Annotated in this window: 17 protein-coding genes and 1 other RNA gene; 15 read left to right on the top strand and 3 right to left on the bottom strand. The window is 63.4% G+C overall.

Features of this window, described 5'->3' with window-relative positions:
- Positions 1 to 14: 14 nt before the first annotated feature.
- The 9 genes from A6D6_RS06680 (at position 15) to A6D6_RS06640 (ending at position 8,258) form a co-directional block, all read left to right on the top strand.
- Positions 15 to 611: a 2OG-Fe(II) oxygenase gene (locus A6D6_RS06680; protein WP_342352125.1), complete on the top strand. Its 597-nt coding sequence runs from the start codon at positions 15 to 17 to the stop codon at positions 609 to 611.
- A 351-nt stretch (positions 612 to 962) separates the two neighbouring features.
- Positions 963 to 1,379 carry an Hsp20 family protein gene (locus A6D6_RS06675; RefSeq protein WP_080531218.1) on the top strand — a complete coding sequence of 139 codons (417 nt, stop codon included), beginning with the start codon at positions 963 to 965 and terminating at the stop codon, positions 1,377 to 1,379.
- Between the two features lie 200 nt (positions 1,380 to 1,579).
- Positions 1,580 to 2,098 (top strand): hypothetical protein, encoded by a 519-nt coding sequence (locus tag A6D6_RS06670; RefSeq protein WP_159660287.1) that lies wholly within the window; start codon positions 1,580 to 1,582, stop codon positions 2,096 to 2,098.
- Between the two features lie 66 nt (positions 2,099 to 2,164).
- An RNA gene (gene ffs / locus A6D6_RS06665) (signal recognition particle sRNA small type) lies at positions 2,165 to 2,261 on the top strand.
- A 143-nt stretch (positions 2,262 to 2,404) separates the two neighbouring features.
- A complete protein-coding gene (dnaX, locus tag A6D6_RS06660) occupies positions 2,405 to 4,321 on the top strand; it encodes a DNA polymerase III subunit gamma/tau (protein ID WP_159660286.1) in 1,917 nt (638 codons plus the stop codon).
- A 22-nt stretch (positions 4,322 to 4,343) separates the two neighbouring features.
- The gene (locus A6D6_RS06655; protein ID WP_133492104.1) at positions 4,344 to 4,664 is read left to right on the top strand and encodes a YbaB/EbfC family nucleoid-associated protein; all 321 of its coding nucleotides are present in this window, start codon (positions 4,344 to 4,346) and stop codon (positions 4,662 to 4,664) included.
- A 12-nt stretch (positions 4,665 to 4,676) separates the two neighbouring features.
- On the top strand, positions 4,677 to 5,294 hold the full coding sequence (recR, locus tag A6D6_RS06650; protein WP_159660285.1) for a recombination mediator RecR: 618 nt from the start codon (positions 4,677 to 4,679) through the stop codon (positions 5,292 to 5,294).
- Between the two features lie 215 nt (positions 5,295 to 5,509).
- Positions 5,510 to 6,664 (top strand): iron-containing alcohol dehydrogenase, encoded by a 1,155-nt coding sequence (locus A6D6_RS06645; protein WP_159660284.1) that lies wholly within the window; start codon positions 5,510 to 5,512, stop codon positions 6,662 to 6,664.
- Between the two features lie 451 nt (positions 6,665 to 7,115).
- Positions 7,116 to 8,258, top strand: coding sequence for an acyl-CoA dehydrogenase family protein (locus tag A6D6_RS06640; protein WP_159660283.1), 1,143 nt, complete (start codon positions 7,116 to 7,118; stop codon positions 8,256 to 8,258).
- A 194-nt stretch (positions 8,259 to 8,452) separates the two neighbouring features.
- Here the strand turns inward: A6D6_RS06640 and A6D6_RS06635 are convergent, their stop codons facing one another.
- Both A6D6_RS06635 and A6D6_RS06630 read right to left on the bottom strand, forming a co-directional pair.
- A complete protein-coding gene (locus tag A6D6_RS06635) occupies positions 8,453 to 9,448 on the bottom strand; it encodes a putative solute-binding protein (protein ID WP_133492108.1) in 996 nt (331 codons plus the stop codon).
- A gap of 205 nt (positions 9,449 to 9,653) precedes the next feature.
- Positions 9,654 to 10,589 (bottom strand): triacylglycerol lipase, encoded by a 936-nt coding sequence (locus A6D6_RS06630; RefSeq protein WP_133492109.1) that lies wholly within the window; start codon positions 10,587 to 10,589, stop codon positions 9,654 to 9,656.
- A 285-nt stretch (positions 10,590 to 10,874) separates the two neighbouring features.
- On the opposite strand from A6D6_RS06630, the gene A6D6_RS06625 reads away from it, so the two are divergent.
- Positions 10,875 to 11,873, top strand: coding sequence for a lipase secretion chaperone (locus A6D6_RS06625; RefSeq protein ID WP_133492110.1), 999 nt, complete (start codon positions 10,875 to 10,877; stop codon positions 11,871 to 11,873).
- A gap of 39 nt (positions 11,874 to 11,912) precedes the next feature.
- On the opposite strand, the gene gpmA is transcribed toward A6D6_RS06625, so the two are convergent.
- Positions 11,913 to 12,659: a 2,3-diphosphoglycerate-dependent phosphoglycerate mutase gene (gene gpmA, locus A6D6_RS06620; protein ID WP_133492111.1), complete on the bottom strand. Its 747-nt coding sequence runs from the start codon at positions 12,657 to 12,659 to the stop codon at positions 11,913 to 11,915.
- 257 nt (positions 12,660 to 12,916) lie between these two features.
- Here gpmA and rnd point away from each other — a divergent pair, with 257 nt between their 5' ends.
- The 5 genes from rnd (at position 12,917) to A6D6_RS06595 (ending at position 15,623) form a co-directional block, all read left to right on the top strand.
- Positions 12,917 to 13,981, top strand: coding sequence for a ribonuclease D (rnd, locus tag A6D6_RS06615; protein ID WP_133492112.1), 1,065 nt, complete (start codon positions 12,917 to 12,919; stop codon positions 13,979 to 13,981).
- Positions 13,978 to 14,286, top strand: coding sequence for a YcgL domain-containing protein (locus A6D6_RS06610; protein WP_159660282.1), 309 nt, complete (start codon positions 13,978 to 13,980; stop codon positions 14,284 to 14,286). The genes rnd and A6D6_RS06610 overlap by 4 nt, the downstream gene beginning before the upstream one ends.
- The gene (locus A6D6_RS06605) at positions 14,283 to 14,741 is read left to right on the top strand and encodes a YcgN family cysteine cluster protein (protein ID WP_201303713.1); all 459 of its coding nucleotides are present in this window, start codon (positions 14,283 to 14,285) and stop codon (positions 14,739 to 14,741) included. The genes A6D6_RS06610 and A6D6_RS06605 overlap by 4 nt, the downstream gene beginning before the upstream one ends.
- Before the next feature lie 77 nt (positions 14,742 to 14,818).
- Entirely contained in the window at positions 14,819 to 15,181 is a 363-nt protein-coding gene (locus tag A6D6_RS06600; RefSeq protein ID WP_231504719.1) for a hypothetical protein, read from the top strand.
- A complete protein-coding gene (locus tag A6D6_RS06595; RefSeq protein WP_133492114.1) occupies positions 15,168 to 15,623 on the top strand; it encodes an HIT family protein in 456 nt (151 codons plus the stop codon). The genes A6D6_RS06600 and A6D6_RS06595 overlap by 14 nt, the downstream gene beginning before the upstream one ends.
- Positions 15,624 to 15,683 lie beyond the last annotated feature (60 nt).

The raw sequence follows: 15,683 nt of genomic DNA, 5'->3' as shown, positions 1-15,683 counted from the left end.
TCATCGACAGCCTGGTGGCCCGTCATTACGCGGTCATGCCGGGTTATTTTCCCACGCCTTTGATCCGCGCCCTGCGCCGCGAGGCGTTGTTGCGTGATGCCCGTGGCGAATTTCAGGAAGCCGGTATCGGTCGGCGCGAGGATCACCAGCATGACCAGCGCGTGCGCCGTGACCGCACCTGCTGGCTGAACGGCTCGACCCTGGCCCAATGCCGCCTGCAGGAAGAACTGGAGCAGCTGCGGCTGGCGGTGAACCGGGAGCTGTTTCTCGGGCTGTTCGATCTGGAAGCGCACTTCGCCATCTACGATCCCGGCGCTTTTTATCGGCGCCACCTGGATGCCTTTCGCGGCAACTCCGGCCGCGTGTTATCGGTGGTGCTGTACCTGAATCAGAACTGGAGCAGTGACCTGGGCGGCCGCCTGCGCCTGTGGCCGGAACCGCACAGCCGCGTGGTGGATACGGAAGTGGAACCCCTCGGTGGCACGCTGGTGTGCTTCCTGAGCGAGCACATTCCTCATGAGGTGCTGGAGGCCCAGGCCCAACGAATCAGCATCGCCGGCTGGTTTCGCTGCAATAACACCACCGCCGAACGGCTCGATCCGCCACGTTGAAAAGGGATCCGCTGGCACGCAACACGCCAGCACGCTTGCACGCTAAGCAGGGCGGCATCGAGGACCCTGCGTAGTGAGTTCACGAACCCACTTCTGTTGTGACTTCCCAAGCACTCAGGCCTCTCCGTCTGACTTCGGGCTGGCAAGCCTGGCGTGCTGGCGTGTCGCGTGCCAGCGGAAACGGTGTATCCCCCCCTTGAAATCTTTTCGGCACCCCCCATTTATCTCCCCGTGACCACAGCCGGCTGAAGTGTCACGTCCCAAACAGGCGTTCCGATGAGCGGGATGCCCGGTAAATTGTCCACCCCTTTGCCTGCGGGGAACGGGTGGTATGAATCTGGAGACGACGTGATGAATACTTTGGCACCTCTTTTTCGACACAGTGTGGGTTTTGACCGTTTCGACGAGTGGCTGGACGGCCTGCGTTCCGACCAGTCCGGCGGTTATCCCCCGTACGACATTATCCGTGACGCCGATGGCCGTTATCAGGTGGTGATGGCGGTGGCCGGCTTCCGTGAGGCCGAGCTGACCGTGACGGTGCAGGAGAATGTTCTGCGCATCACCGGCAAACCCGGCGCCGAGGAGCAGCAGGGCCGTACCTGGCTGCATCGCGGCATTGCCCGCCGTGCCTTCGAGCGCACCTTCCGATTGGCCGACCACGTGCAGGTGGACAGCGCCGCGCTGAACGATGGCCTGCTGGTGGTGCATCTGAAACGGGTGGTTCCGGAATCCGAGAAAGCCCGTCAGGTCCCGATCAACAAGGATTGATACCAATATACTCAGGGGCCGGTAACACCGGTCCCTGACATTCCCTCCCGTTATCAGGCTCCCTCCAATATAGCCAACTTGTCTATTCAACGCCCTGACACCGTTGTCGGCGGCGGCGCAGAATCGAAGATACAAGCCCGGAATGCACGCCCCCTGACGGGAGAACGCGTGATTCCGGCTGCGGACAAGGAGGCGGACCCATGAAACGCTTGTACTACGTTACCGGCACTCTCGACAGTGTCCAGAATATCTCCCGGGATCTGGACGTGACCGGGATCGACGAAGGCCGCATGCATGTTCTGGGCAAGGAATCCGGCCCGGTGATCCGGGCCCAGCTGCACGCCACCACCATATGGGAAGATACCGAGATCATGCATGCCGGTTTTCTCGGCGCTCTGTTCGGCGCGCTCGGCGGTTTCATCATCGGCTCGGTGCTGGTGGCGATGGAGCCCTGGGGGCAGCAACTGGCCTTGAGCGTGGTGATCTTCAGCACTCTTTTCTGCATGTGCTTCGGCGCCTGGCTGGGCGGCATCTACGGTATTTCCAGCCGCAACCATCACCTGGAGCCCTACTGGAAAGACGTGGAGAATGGCAACTACCTGGTGATGGTGGACGCCGATACCGAAGTCCAGGCGCGCCGGGTGGAACGGATGATGGAGCAACGCCACCGCGAGGCCAGGGAAGTGGGTCACGAGGACGATTTCAGTCCGTTCAATTGAACTTGCAATGGCATAAACGTTTGGCCACAATGCGCGCTCGCCTTCACGGGCGCGTTATGGCCGACCTGCCGGTCCCCTCGCAACGATAAATCGCGCAACCCGCCAGGCCCGGAAGGGAGCAACGGACGCGGTGGACTTGTGTGCCGAGGTGCGGCTGGCGGGAAGGCCTCCATTTCCCCCCTTTCTTCGCCGCGCCATCACACCATTCCGTTCCCGTGCTGTTGCAACCCGGCCAGATTCGCTAGCATACGGCATTCGCCAAGCTTATCGCTTTTGCAAAGCCCGCATCCTTTTGGCTGGAGTACCATGAGTTACCAGGTTCTTGCCCGCAAGTATCGCCCGCGCACCTTCGATGAACTGGTGGGCCAGGAACACGTTTCCCGGGCGTTGATGCACGCGCTCGATCAGGATCGCTTGCACCACGCCTACTTGTTCACCGGCACCCGGGGTGTCGGCAAGACCACCATCGCCCGCATCCTGTCCCGCTGCCTCAATTGCGAGGAAGGCGTCAGCAGCCGTCCTTGTGGCGTTTGCCCCACTTGTCAGGAAATTGGCGAGGGTCGCTTCGTTGATCTGATCGAGGTGGATGCCGCCAGCCGCACCAAGGTGGAGGATACCCGCGAGCTGCTGGAAAACGTGCAGTACGCGCCCAGCCGTGGCCGCTACAAGGTCTATCTGATCGACGAAGTGCACATGCTCTCCGCGCACTCGTTCAACGCGCTGCTGAAGACGTTGGAGGAGCCGCCGCCCCATGTGAAGTTCCTGCTCGCCACCACCGATCCGCAGAAACTGCCGGTGACCGTCCTGTCGCGCTGCCTGCAGTTCAGCCTCAAGGCGTTACCGGCGGAACAGATCGCCCGCCACCTCAAGGACCTGCTCGAACGGGAGATGATCCGCTTCGAGGAGCCGGCGCTGCTGGCGCTGGGCAAGGCCGCGCGCGGGTCCATGCGTGACGCCCTCAGCCTCACTGACCAGGCCATTGCTTTCGGTGGTGAGCAACTGACCACCGGCGCCGTCTCCGGCATGCTGGGGACCGTTGATCGCGCTCATGTGCGGACCTTGTTGCGGGCGTTGGCCGAGGATACGCCGGCGGCGGTGCTGAACGCGCTGGCGGCGGTGTCCGAACACGCTCCGGACGAGCTGGCATTGTTGGACGAACTGGTGTCGGCGCTGCACGAGTTGGCGGTGACTCAGGCGCTGGGTGAAAGCGATGACGCCGACATGCAGGCGCTGGCCGGGGAGTTCACCGCCGAGCAGGTGCAACTCTATTACGACGTGGCTCTGCGCGGCCGCCGCGATGTACAGGACGCCCCGGACAGCCGCGCCGCGCTGGAAATGACGCTGCTGCGCATGGTGCTGTTCTCACCCAAGGGCGTGCTCGCGGCGGGGGAGGGCAGCGCCCCGGCAAAAAAGCCCCAGCCAGCCCCTAGCGACGCCCCCGCGGCGTCGGGCCCCGGCGCTATGAAGGCCATGCTGGACGGCGGCACCGCTGGTGCCAACGAGCAATCCGGATCGCAAGCGCGATTGGACGCCACGGTGAGCGCACCGCCGGCTCAACAGGCGGTGGCGGCGGAACCGGCGCCCGAGCCTGCTCTGGCTCCGCAACCTGAAGACCGCTACCCGCCCCGGAATGAACCGGCGCCCCCGCCTGAGACGGCCCCGCGGCCGGAGCCCGGAGCCGCGGCGCTGTCGCGGGCTCTGGAGACCGCGCCAGCGGCACTGGAACCCGAACCGGACCCCCAGTCCGAGCCCGAACCGGAACCCGGGCCGGCGGCCGCCGAGCAGCCGGTACGTCGGCAGCCGGATCCCGAACCCTTGGGGGAGCCCCGGGATGACGGCGAAATGGCTTCCTGGTGGGCGGCGTTGTTGATGCGGTTGCCGCTGGACGGGGCGGTGCGGCACCTGGCCCGCAACGCGGTGCTGGCGGAGCGCGACGAACATCAGTGGACGCTGGAACTCAGCAATGGCCACCAGGTGCTGGTCAATAATGAGCGTCTGGAGGAATTGGGCGGCGCGCTCAGTGATTACTACCATCGCCGTATCCGGGTTCAGGTGCGTTACCATGAAACCGTGGCCGATACCCCGGAGTTGCTGGATCAGCAGCGCCGTCAGGAACGGCTGGAGGAGGCGCGGGCATCACTGCTGGCCGACGACACCGTGCAAACGCTGATGAGCCGTTTCGGCGGCCGCCTCGATGAAGACAGTATCCGCCCCCGCGACTAGGGCCCGAACAGGTAGCAAAACGATGGATTTCGACATGAACGACCTTCTCAAGCAGGCCCAGGCCATGCAGGAGAAGATGAAAAAAATGCAGGAAGACGCCGCCAACGCCGAAGTCACCGGCGAAGCCGGCGCCGGTCTGGTCAAGGTGGTGATGAATGGCCGCCATGACGTCAAGAAAGTGGAGCTTGATCCCAGTGTCATGAGCGAGGATAAGGAATTCCTTGAGGATCTGCTGGCCGCCGCCGTCAATGACGCGGTGCGCCGGGTCGAACGCAGCCAGCAGGATGCCATGAAGAACATGGCGGGTGGCGGGCTAGGTGGTTTCCCGTTCCCGGGCATGTAACGGATCGATGTGATGAAGCATCCGCCCCTGGTGGAAAACCTGATCGACGCCTTTACCTGCCTGCCCGGTGTGGGCCCCCGGTCCGCGCAACGCATGACGTACGCCTTGCTGGAGCGGGGTCGCGAGCAGGGGCGTGAACTGGCTGACGCGCTGCGCGCGGCCATGGATGGTGTCAGCCACTGCGAGCGTTGCCGCAACTATGCCGAGCGGACCAATGCGGAGCAGACCCTGTGCGCCATTTGCCTGGACCCGCGCCGGGATCCGTCGCTGATCTGTATCGTGTCCTCGCCGGCCAATGTGCTGGCGGTGGAACAGTCCGGTGAATTTCGTGGCCATTATTTCGTGCTGATGGGTGAGTTGTCGCCGCTGGACGGTATCGGGCCGCGGGAACTGGGTCTGGATGTGCTCGAGCAACGGCTGCGTGACGGTGAAATTCGCGAGCTGATTCTGGCCACCGGCACCACCGTGGAGGGGGAGGCGACCGCTCACTATGTCCTCGATCTGGCCCGGGAAGCGGGCGTTAGTGTCACCCGCATCGCTCAGGGTGTTCCCATGGGCGGTGATCTGGAGTTCGTCGACGGCGCCACCCTGGCTCAGGCCCTGCGCGCCCGCCGCCCGTTCGAGGATTGAGCGAAAAAGCCGCCGGCACGCTTACACGCAGCGCGCCAGCCCTTGTGCGCGGCCTTGCCGCGCGGTATTCGCTGGCAAGCCAGCTCCCACAGGGTCTTCGTAGCCGAACCTGTGGGAAGCTGGCTTGCCAGCGAACTTAGCGAACTTATTGCACCCCCTCGATCACCATGTAACAGTCTCCTTGGCTCGGCTACACACAGAACAAGGAGAACAGCATGGCCTCGATCATATTGCCCCGTGTGCTGGAGGTGGGCGCCGGCGCCATGGCGCGCCTGCCGGCGGTACTGCAGGGGCTCGGTTGCCGCAATCCGCTGATCGTCACCGACCGGATGATGGCGCGACTGGGGTATCTGGAACGTTTGCGGGGGTTGCTGGCGGAGGCGGGCATGGGCGCTGACGTGTTCGCCGATACGCTGCCGGAGCCCACCGCCGCCTCTCTGGAAGGCGGACTGGCGATGGTACGCGACGGTGATTATGACGCCGTGGTGGCCCTGGGCGGCGGCAGCCCCATCGACAGCGCCAAGGCCATCGCCGTGCTGGGCAGGCATGGCGGCGTAATCAATGATTACCGCTTTCCGCGTCAGGTGGATGAAGCGGGGTTGCCGGTGATCGCCATTCCCACCACCGCCGGCACCGGTTCGGAAGCCACCCGTTTCACCATCATCACCGACGAACGTACCGACGAAAAACTGCTCTGCGTCGGCGCCGCCTTCATGCCGGTGGCGGCACTGGTGGACTACGAGCTGACTGTGTCGGTGCCCCCGCGAACCACCGCGGACACCGGTATCGATGCCATGACTCACGCCATCGAGGCCTACGTTAGCCGCAAGGCCAACGGCTACAGTGACAGCCAGGCTCTGGCGGCGTTGCGGTTGATCGGTCCTCATTTGCGTCGTGCCTACCACGATGGCGAGGACCGGGTGGCACGCGAGGCGATGATGCTGGGCGCCACGCTGGCCGGAGTGGCTTTCTGCAACAGCTCGGTGGCGCTGGTGCACGGCATGAGCCGTCCCATCGGTGCTTTCTTCCATGTGCCCCACGGCTTGTCCAACGCCATGTTGCTGCCGGCGGTGACCGAATATTCGCTGCCGGCGGCTTCGGCCCGTTATGCGGATTGCGCCCGCGCGCTGGGGTTCGCCGGGCTGGATGATGACGATGCCCGCGCCAACGCCAAGTTGTTGGAGACCCTGGTGGCGATCAACGAGGAACTGCGGGTGCCGACGCCGGCGGGCTTCGGCATCGACCGCGACCGCTTTTTCGAGGTCCGTCACACCATGGCGGAACAGGCCCTGGCTTCCGGCTCGCCGGGGAACAATCCCCGGGTGCCGGAGGCCGAGGAGATCGTGCGGCTTTATGAGGCGCTTTGGTGACTGGGACGGTACATGCGCCATGGTGGGATCATTCGCTTTGAATCATGGGCTACGAAGCCGCTGTGGGAAGCTTGCTCGCAAGTGAATGGGGTTCACTCAGCCACTTGACAATATTCGCTTGCGAGCAAGCTTCCCACAGCGAGGCCCTATCCGTGGGAGTCTTGCTGGCTCCGTGGCCTTTCACTTCGAAGCCGTTGTGGGAGACTGCCTTGGCAGCGAAAAGGCCCTGAGATCGAACTTGCATCGTATTCGCTGGCAAGCCAGCTTCCCACAGCGGAGGAGCTACGAAGCCGCTTTAGCAGCGAATGGCGCGTTGGCGTGCCGCCGTTGACGAATTCGTCCTCCAGATTGCGCGTTCCGGTCTTTGTCCGGCCAGGCGGGGTTTGCTACCTTGTAAACCAAGCAAGCGCTAGGTATGGCTGGTGCCAGGGCGACAATCACAGGAGGTTCCGTGTCCGCACTCGATTATTTCAATGACACCCACCGGATGGTGCGAGAAACCGTGAAGGCTTTTGTTGAGCGGGAGATCCGCCCGCACGTGGATGAGTGGGAGGAGGCGGGGACTTTTCCCCGTGAGTTGTACGTCAAGGCTGCTCAGGCGGGGCTATTGGGGATTGGCGCGCCGGAGCGCTGGGGCGGCACCGGCGAGGATGTGTTCATGAAAGTGGCGGCCTGTGAGGAGATGGTGCGATGCACCTCCGGAGGTGTTGGCGCCAGTCTCGGCTCCCTGGACATCGGTTTGCCGCCGGTGTGGAAGTGGGGCAGCGACGCGCTGCAGGAACGGGTGGTGCCGGCGGTGCTGGCGGGGGAAAAGATTTCCGCGCTGGCGATCACCGAGCCTGGCGGCGGTTCCGATGTGGCGAACCTGCGTACCCGGGCGGTCAAGGAGGGTGATCATTACCGGGTGAACGGCTCGAAAACCTTCATTACCAGCGGCGTGCGCGCGGATTATTACACCGTGGCGGTACGCACCGGGGATGCGGGATTTGGCGGTATCAGCCTGTTGTTGGTGGAGAAGGGCACCCCCGGTTTCACCGTCGGCAGGCAACTGAAGAAGATGGGCTGGTGGGCATCGGATACCGCCGAGCTGTTCTTCGAGGATTGCCAGGTACCGGTGGAGAATCTCATTGGTCCGGAGAACGGCGGCTTTTACTGCATCATGAGCAATTTCCAGATGGAACGCCTGATCCTGGCCGTCACCGCCAACATGACCGCGCAGGTGGCACTGGAGGAGGCGCTGGCCTATGCCCGTGAGCGTCAGGCGTTCGGGAGGCCGCTGGCCGGCTTCCAGGTGACCCGCCATAAACTGGCGGAAATGGCCACGATGGTGAAAGCGAGTACCGAGTTCACTTATCGGGTGGCGGCTCGTATCGCCGCCGGTGAGGATTGCGTGCTGGATGTGTCCATGGCCAAGAATCAGGCTACCCAGTGCGCGGACCGGGTCACCTGGGATGCGGTGCAGATCTTCGGTGGCAGCGGCTTCATGCGCGGCACCGTGGTGGAACGGCTGTTTCGCGACAACCGCATCCTATCCATCGGTGGTGGCACTTACGAGATCATGAACGAGATCATCGCCAAGCGGCTGGGGCTGTAGGCAAGTCGCATACAACGAGACACCGGCATGCTGACAAACCATTCGCTGCCAAAGCGGAGCGCCGCCCGGCGGCTTCCCACAGCGGCTCCGTGGCACGCCTGTGGGAAGCGAGTTTACTCGCGAATGAAGTGACGTGCCCAATCCGTGAAAATTGATCGGACGGCAGCAATTCACGAACCGTGATATCGCGGTGTTCAGGTACATTCCGCCCGGGTCGGATCCAGCTTGCAGCGAATCCGTTTTTGCAGTGCCAGCATATCGGCGTCGTAGAAGCCCCGCTGCTGTAACTGGGTCCGGCCTTCCTGCATCATGAGTTCGTACTCCTGCTTGTCGCTGTCGGGAATCTGCACCCACCATTTATCGTTGACCGTGGCGGCCTCACGTTGCAGTTGTTCGATGACGCGATCCAGATTGTTGTAAAAATATTCGCGGGATTGCTGTGCGATCCGTTCCGGGAAGCGCGCCTTGTTGGCGACCAGTTGAATGGACAATTGCAGTAGCGGGTAGTCAATGATGCCGCCGTCCGGTGACAGTCCCTTGTACAGTTCCAGAACCTCATAGACCACCAGGGGCGCGGCAATCATATCCACCACGCCATTGTTGAATTTGGTGGAGAAATTGGTGATATCCGAAGAGACCGGCGTGGCGCCCGCCTGAGCCACCATGATCGCCTGGGTTTCATCGAACTCCAGCACCGCCATCTTCTTGCCGGCGGCCTTGGCCAGGGAATCGATGGCCCGGTCATTGACGAAAATATAGGCCGCCCCCGCCGGTGCCAGGCCAATGACTTCATAATCGCCGTGGCTCATTGGCTTGGCGCTGCGTGGATCGGCCAGCACCTGCAACAGGACTTTCATGTGTTCCATGGTTGGCATGGCGCCGATGGCGTCGACGGTGCCAACGTATTTGTTGAACTTGCGGGCGCGCAGGCCGGTGATCAGGGAGGCGTCACAAACGCCGGCCTTGAGATCCTCGGCGGCGATGGCTTCATTGGTGTAAGCCACCAGCTTGGCTTTCAGCCCCCATTGCAGCGCGGCGGTCTGCCAGTCCTTCATGGCGGTCATTACCGGACCGACGTTACCGGCCAGATCGAACACGCAGATACGCCTCTCGATCGGATCGGCGGCCTGGGCCAGGGAAATGGTCAGCGTGGCGCATAAGGCCAGCACAATGCGAAGACTTCTTATCATGGTTATTGTCCTGCTTTTGAGTAAAGTTGGATCGTCCCTTGGAATCTGATAATGGCGGCCGCTGGTATCATCGCTCAATACCGGAGCGACGGCCGGCAACGGCGCCCCGGTCTTCAAAATGACGGGTGTTTCGGCAGGTGCGCAGACCGTATTATCCGTGTCCCGGCCACGCCAGCGATGTGGCGCCCGGCGTGGCCGTTTCGACTCAGAATTGGTAGTTTCGGAGCCGATTGGCGTGCTGACGGTAAAGGGTGACCGGATCGGTACTGAACAGATCACGTAGCCCCAGGACCTGGTTCACCTCATCCAGGTGGTTCATGCGATAGTCATCGCGGATCACCATGCCAAGGTGGCTGGAGCAACTGCTCACCAGTCCATCATTCTTCTCGCCGAGAAAAACGATGGAGGTGGCGCCGAGCAGAACATCGGAAGGGTCGAGGAAATTCGTCAGTGGCTTGGCGCCACTCCAGGAGAAGTAGGAAACGCCGTTGCTGCCTTCCCGGGGCCCCTCACCACAATACTCACTGGGCATGCCTTCCGGATAACGCTGGTTGAAAGCGAGGGTCTCTTCGGTGGTGAGTGCTTTCAAGGCGGCCAGGATGTCCTGTTCGTGGCCGCCACCGGAGAACAGATCGATCAGCCCGGCAAGGGCGTTGCCGAGAAAGCCGATCAGGTCGCCGCTGAAAGGCACATCCTCCACCGCGCCTTGCAAGACATCCGCCAGGCGCGCGCCCCAGTTGACGCCACCAACACCGGTGGCGGAGGCCACCATGTCCGGGTAGACCGAGGCCACGTAACGGATGGTGGGGCTGCCGTGACTGTGGCCGATCAGGTTGACCTTCTCGGCGCCACTGATGGCAAGAATATCCTCCACCTGTCGTGCCAGTTGCTCGCCGCGCACCTCGGTGTCCTGGGCCGCGGCAACCTGGGCCACGTAGACTTCGGCGCCGCTTCGCCGCAGTTCCTCGGGGATGCGGTACCAATAGTCCACGCCAACGGCGGTATCGAAGCCGAACAAGCCGTGCACCAGCACGATGGGATAGCGGGTTTCGGTGTAGTCGTCGGCATGGGTGGCGCCGGCCAACCATGCGAACAACAGGATGCCGAGCAGCGCCTTCAGCGCTTTATTTGACGTTTTCATAAGCTTCCCTGTTTATCTGTTGTTTTCGGTATTTTTTGTCGAGCCCGTCGCGGCTGAACCACGGCATCAGCCGCTGCCGCGCTCTTTCTTGCCAATGACCGATTCCATCGGCCACCCTTTATCAGTGGAACCCGGCGGGTTCCGGACTGTTTGCCAACAGCCTGCTATGATCCTAAACAGAGCGGAACAGGCGTTCACTAATAAAAATGTCGTAATCCGACGAGCGGCATCTCCTGTTAGAACGGTGGTGCGAGGGTCGGGAGCGGTTTCCGTCGAGGACTGAACGTGAGCAAAGGACGCATATACACAATTCTGATCGCACTGGTGGCGCTGGCGGTCCTGGGCATCTGGGGATGGGCCGGCGATGGTGAGAGCGAGGTGACAGCGGCGCGCCAAACCCCGCCGCAAACCCCGACAATGCCACCGTTGCATGATTACGCCGAGCGCGGCCGGGCGCTGGCCGATTCACCGCCGCCGTCCTGGCGCGGCACCCGCCCGGATGGGGCGCTGGCCGAGGACGAGAAAGGCAACCTGATCATCAACGAGGCGCTGCGGCGCCGCTTCGACTATGTGTTGTCGGCGTTGGGTGAAGAGGATCTGGACACGCTCAAGGCGCGTCTGGCGGCGGATTTCGAGGCACGATTGTCGCCGTCGGCGGCGGCCCGGGCGTGGGCATTGCTGCAACAGTATCTGGGCTATCGCGAGGCGCTGGCGGAATTGACGCCGCCGGCACAGGAACCGGCCGCGTTACGCCACAGCCTGGAGCAACGCCGGGCTTTGCGGGACCGGTTTTTCGATGCCGCCACCGCCGAGGCGTTTTTTGGCTTCGAGGATCGCTACGCGGACTTCGCCCTGCAGCGGCGCCGGATTCTTGAAGATGAAGAGCTGGGCGAAGCCACCAGGGCAGAGCGCCTGGAAGCATTGGAAGCCACCTTGCCACCGGAGTTGCGCGAACAGGTGCGTGCTTCACGGGAGCCGATGCGGGTGCGTGAGGAAATACAGGCGTTAAGGAATGAAGGCGCGTCGTCCCAGCGGATCGATCAACTGCGCGAACAACGACTGGGGCGGGAGGCGGCGGATCGTCTGGCGGAGCTGGATCAGCGCCGGGCACTCTGGCAGTCCCGTTACGAGGATTACCGGGAACAGCGCCGAGTCATTCTGGAAAGCGGGCTGGCGCCGAGCGACCAGCAGGCGGAAATAGAGCGGTTGCGGGAGCGCTTGTTCGAGACGGGAGAGCGGCGCCGGGTGGAAGTCCTGGATCGTATTCCGGCGCCGGATTCCTGAAGCTATCCCCAGCGGCGGGCGCCACCGGGGGGATAACTGTCAGGCTTTCCCTTGGTTGGCCACCGCTTCCGCGGCCGCGGCGGCGGCTTCGGCGTCACCCAGATAGTAGTTCTTGATCGGCCTCAGATCGTCGTCCAGCTCATACACCATGGGGATGCCGGTGGGGATATTGAGTTTGACGATTTCCTCGTCGGAAATATTGCCCAGGTGCTTGACCAGGGCGCGCAGGCTGTTGCCGTGGGCGCAGATCAGCACCTGCTTGCCGGCGCGGATATCCGGTTCGATCGCGCTCTGGAAATAGGGAACGAAGCGGGACACGGTGTCCTTGAGGCTCTCGGACAGCGGGATTTCGGATTCGCTGAGGTTACTATAAACGCGGAAACGGCCGGCGTAGCGCTCATCATCACGCTCCATTGGCGGCGGCGGCGTATCGTAGCTGCGACGCCAGATCAACACCTGCTCGTCACCGTACTTGGCGGCGGTTTCCGCCTTGTTCAGGCCCTGCAGGGCGCCGTAGTGGCGTTCGTTGAGGCGATAATCGCGCACTACCGGAATCCACATCTGATCCATGGTATCGAGGATCGTCCACAGGGTGCGGATAGCGCGCTTGAGCACGGATGTGTAGGCGATATCGAACTCGAAGCCCGCTTCTTTCAGCAGATCGCCGGCGGTTTTCGCTTCCACCCGCCCTTGGTCGGTGAGATCCACGTCCTTCCAGCCGGTGAAACGGTTTTCCTTGTTCCAGACGCTCTGTCCGTGGCGGACCAGTACCAGTTTCGTGCTCATGGTTGATTCCTGTGCGGTTTTCAAGGCGCGCCAAGGTTAGCAGAAAGCGGATAGCGGGCACACCTCCGGGCGCTACAGGCCCGCTAGCAAGGCGCGGCGCCCGCCCTTGGCAGGCGTTTAACACGGCTAACGGGGGCCGCGGTGCCCGCCCTTCGGGGCTTTCGCGGGCGACGCCCACCAGGCCGGCAGCATCGGGGAGTGATTCAGAGGCTCCCGAGCCCGTATAATGCGCCCCATTCGGACGAGCCGGGAGCGGCATGAGTTATATATGGTGTGACACAGACGAACGGATCCAGGACTGGCAACCGGCGGCGGGCCCGCTGTACCTGGATACCGAGTTCATGCGGGAGCGGACCTACTGGCCGCGACTGGCCCTGGTGCAAGCTCACGATGGCGATGCCATCCGTCTCATCGATACCACCCGGGTGACCGCCACGGCGCTGGGCCAGGTGCTGGCGGACCGGTGTCTGGTGATGCATTCCTGTTCCGAGGATCTGGAAGCGCTGCAGTATTTCACCGGCCAGTGCCCGGGGCATATCGAGGATACCCAGATCGCCGCCGCTCTGGTCGGTGAAGATATGCAAATGAGTTACCAGCGGCTGGTGGAACAGCTGCTCGGGGTGGCGCTGCCCAAGGGCGCCACGCGCACCGACTGGCTCAAACGGCCGCTCAGCGCCGAGCAGCTGAGCTACGCCGAGGATGACGTGAAATACCTGCCTGAAGTCACCGGCCGTTTGCGTGAACGTCTCCACGCCCTGGGGCGGGAAGCCTGGTGGCGGGAGGAATGTGATCGGCTGGTGGCGGACGTGCGGCGCCGTGGACAGGGTGGTGAGCCCTGGCATGGGGTCAAGGGCGCCGGCGCCTTGCAGGGCGAGGCACTGGCCGCCCTGGCGGAGCTGGCGCGCTGGCGAGAGGAGACCGCCCGGCAGCGGGACCTGCCGCGCAGTTTCGTGCTCAAGGATCCGGTGATGCTGGAATTGAGCCGTCGCAGCCGCGTTGATCGGAGCGCGCTGCAGTCCCTGGGACTGCATCCCAAGCTGGTTCAGCGGGACGGTGAGCGGATCATCGCCTGTCTGCAACAGGGGCGCCGGCAAGCGCCGCCGGAGCCGTTGCCGGAACCGTTGGACCGGCCGCAGCGGGATCGGGTAAAGCAATTGCGTGACCGGGTGACCGTTCTGGCCGGGGATCTGGGGTTGCAGCCGGAGGTATTGGTGCGGCGCCGCTGGCTGGAAGCGCTGGTGCGCGATCCGGCATCCCTGCCCGAGCCGTTGCGAGGCTGGCGCCGGGAGCCGGTCGCCGAGCCGTTGTTGGAGATGCTATGACACTGCAAGGCAAGTTGTTCTGCTCCATCTACCGGAGCAGCCGCCGCTCCGAGATGTATCTTTTCGTGGCCCGCGCCACTGGCCTGGAAGCGGTGCCGAAGGTGTTGCTCGAGCAATGCGGCAAGCTGGTGCACGTTAGCGATATGATCCTGGACCCCAAGCGGCCGCTGGCACGGGCGGAGGTGGGCAAGGTCATGGACGAGGTGCGTGACAAGGGGTTCTATCTGCAAATGCCGCCACCGCCGGACGAGGATCTGTTCCTGGCCGCCGGCCATCCCGACAACCCGCGAGGGAAGCGGCCATGACGTCGAGCCGGCCGCCGCTGCGCGAGCGCTTCTGGACCCTGCCACTGGGGCAGCTCAATAGCCGGGAGTGGGAGGCGCTGTGTGATGGCTGTGGGCGCTGCTGTCTGGTCAAACTGGAGGACGAGGACAGCGGCGAGGTGGTGTTCACGGATCTCAGTTGCCGTTACCTCGATACCCGCCGCTGTCGTTGCCAGGTCTACGCCCAGCGGCGGCGCAAGGTGCCGGGTTGCCTTCAGGTGACCGAAGAGATGGCCGGTTCCGACTGGCTGCCGGCCAGCTGCGCCTATCGATTGCGAGCCGAGGATAAACCGCTGCCTGAGTGGCATCCATTGCTGTCCGGGGAACCGGGCTCGGTGCGGGCCGCCGGTATCAGTGTTGCCGGTCGCGTGGTGCCGGAGAACCGGGTGCCGGAGCGGGACTGGGAAGACCATGTCATCCATTGGGTGGAAAACTGATCCGGTCCAGCCGATAGAGAGGTTGGTCCAGGATGTATAGAATGGCTTGAGAGCGTGAAGGGCTCCAGGGAGTAATTGTGACGACGAACGCCTATATGATGGGATGGCTGGCTTACGTATTGGGAAGTCTGGGAGTGCTGGTGGTGCTGTGGTATCTGACCAGACCTCTGATGTCCTGGCTGAAAACCCTGCTGCGGGGGTTGGCGACCGCCGTGCTGCTGACACCGTGGCCGGTGGCGGCCAATCAGGAAGAATGGGCGCCGGCCTGGGTGGTCAGTCTGTTCGACGGCCTGTTCGCCGGCAACGACAGCGGGCCCTGGCGGGCGGTGGCGCCGTTGGTGGCGGTACTGCTGGTGGCGTTTATCGTTGCCTTGCTGGAGTCCTGGCGCCAGCGCCGTAAAGCGGTGGCCGGGGCCGATGAGGATTATGACGACGACTGACTGTGTTTTCTGCCGGATCCTGAACGGGGATGCCCCCGCCAGTGTGGTGTACCGGGACGAGCGGGCGGTGGTGCTGCTGGATTTGTTTCCGGTACGCGAAGCCCACTGTCTGGTGATTCCGGTGGCCCATCATGCGCTGCTGGAAGAGCTGGAGCCGGATCTGGCGGCCCATCTTTTTGAACTGGCGAGACGCACCATTCGCGCCCAGAAGCGGGCGGGGCTGGATGTCAAAGCCCATAACGTGGTGGTCAACGACGGCCGCGAGGCCAATCAGCATGTGCCCCATGTCCACCTTCATGTGATCCCCCGCCGCGGCGGCGACACCCTGGCCACGGCGCTGACCTGGGGGACCCGCATGATGAACGTGTTCGGGCTGTCCAAACGCCGCCACCGCCTGGATCGGCTTGCCGGGCTGCTGGCTGAGCATTTCCCGAAGAATTGAACGCCGGGCGCCGGGCGCCGGGCGCCGGGCGCCAGACGCCAGACGCCAGACGCTAAAGTC

Source organism: Alcanivorax xiamenensis, assembly GCF_009846745.1.
GTDB classification, from domain to species: domain Bacteria; phylum Pseudomonadota; class Gammaproteobacteria; order Pseudomonadales; family Alcanivoracaceae; genus Alloalcanivorax; species Alloalcanivorax xiamenensis.
This window is presented reverse-complemented; position numbering and strand designations above follow the sequence as displayed.

Coding starts and splice junctions, on each gene's coding strand:
- A6D6_RS06675 (WP_080531218.1), top strand. CDS start 963: ATGAATACTTTGGCACCTCTTTTTCGACACAGTGTGGGTTTTGACCGT.
- A6D6_RS06670 (WP_159660287.1), top strand. CDS start 1,580: ATGAAACGCTTGTACTACGTTACCGGCACTCTCGACAGTGTCCAGAAT.
- dnaX (WP_159660286.1), top strand. CDS start 2,405: ATGAGTTACCAGGTTCTTGCCCGCAAGTATCGCCCGCGCACCTTCGAT.
- A6D6_RS06655 (WP_133492104.1), top strand. CDS start 4,344: ATGGATTTCGACATGAACGACCTTCTCAAGCAGGCCCAGGCCATGCAG.
- recR (WP_159660285.1), top strand. CDS start 4,677: ATGAAGCATCCGCCCCTGGTGGAAAACCTGATCGACGCCTTTACCTGC.
- A6D6_RS06645 (WP_159660284.1), top strand. CDS start 5,510: ATGGCCTCGATCATATTGCCCCGTGTGCTGGAGGTGGGCGCCGGCGCC.
- A6D6_RS06635 (WP_133492108.1), bottom strand. CDS start 9,448: ATGATAAGAAGTCTTCGCATTGTGCTGGCCTTATGCGCCACGCTGACC.
- A6D6_RS06630 (WP_133492109.1), bottom strand. CDS start 10,589: ATGAAAACGTCAAATAAAGCGCTGAAGGCGCTGCTCGGCATCCTGTTG.
- gpmA (WP_133492111.1), bottom strand. CDS start 12,659: ATGAGCACGAAACTGGTACTGGTCCGCCACGGACAGAGCGTCTGGAAC.
- rnd (WP_133492112.1), top strand. CDS start 12,917: ATGAGTTATATATGGTGTGACACAGACGAACGGATCCAGGACTGGCAA.
- A6D6_RS06610 (WP_159660282.1), top strand. CDS start 13,978: ATGACACTGCAAGGCAAGTTGTTCTGCTCCATCTACCGGAGCAGCCGC.
- A6D6_RS06605 (WP_201303713.1), top strand. CDS start 14,283: ATGACGTCGAGCCGGCCGCCGCTGCGCGAGCGCTTCTGGACCCTGCCA.
- A6D6_RS06595 (WP_133492114.1), top strand. CDS start 15,168: ATGACGACGACTGACTGTGTTTTCTGCCGGATCCTGAACGGGGATGCC.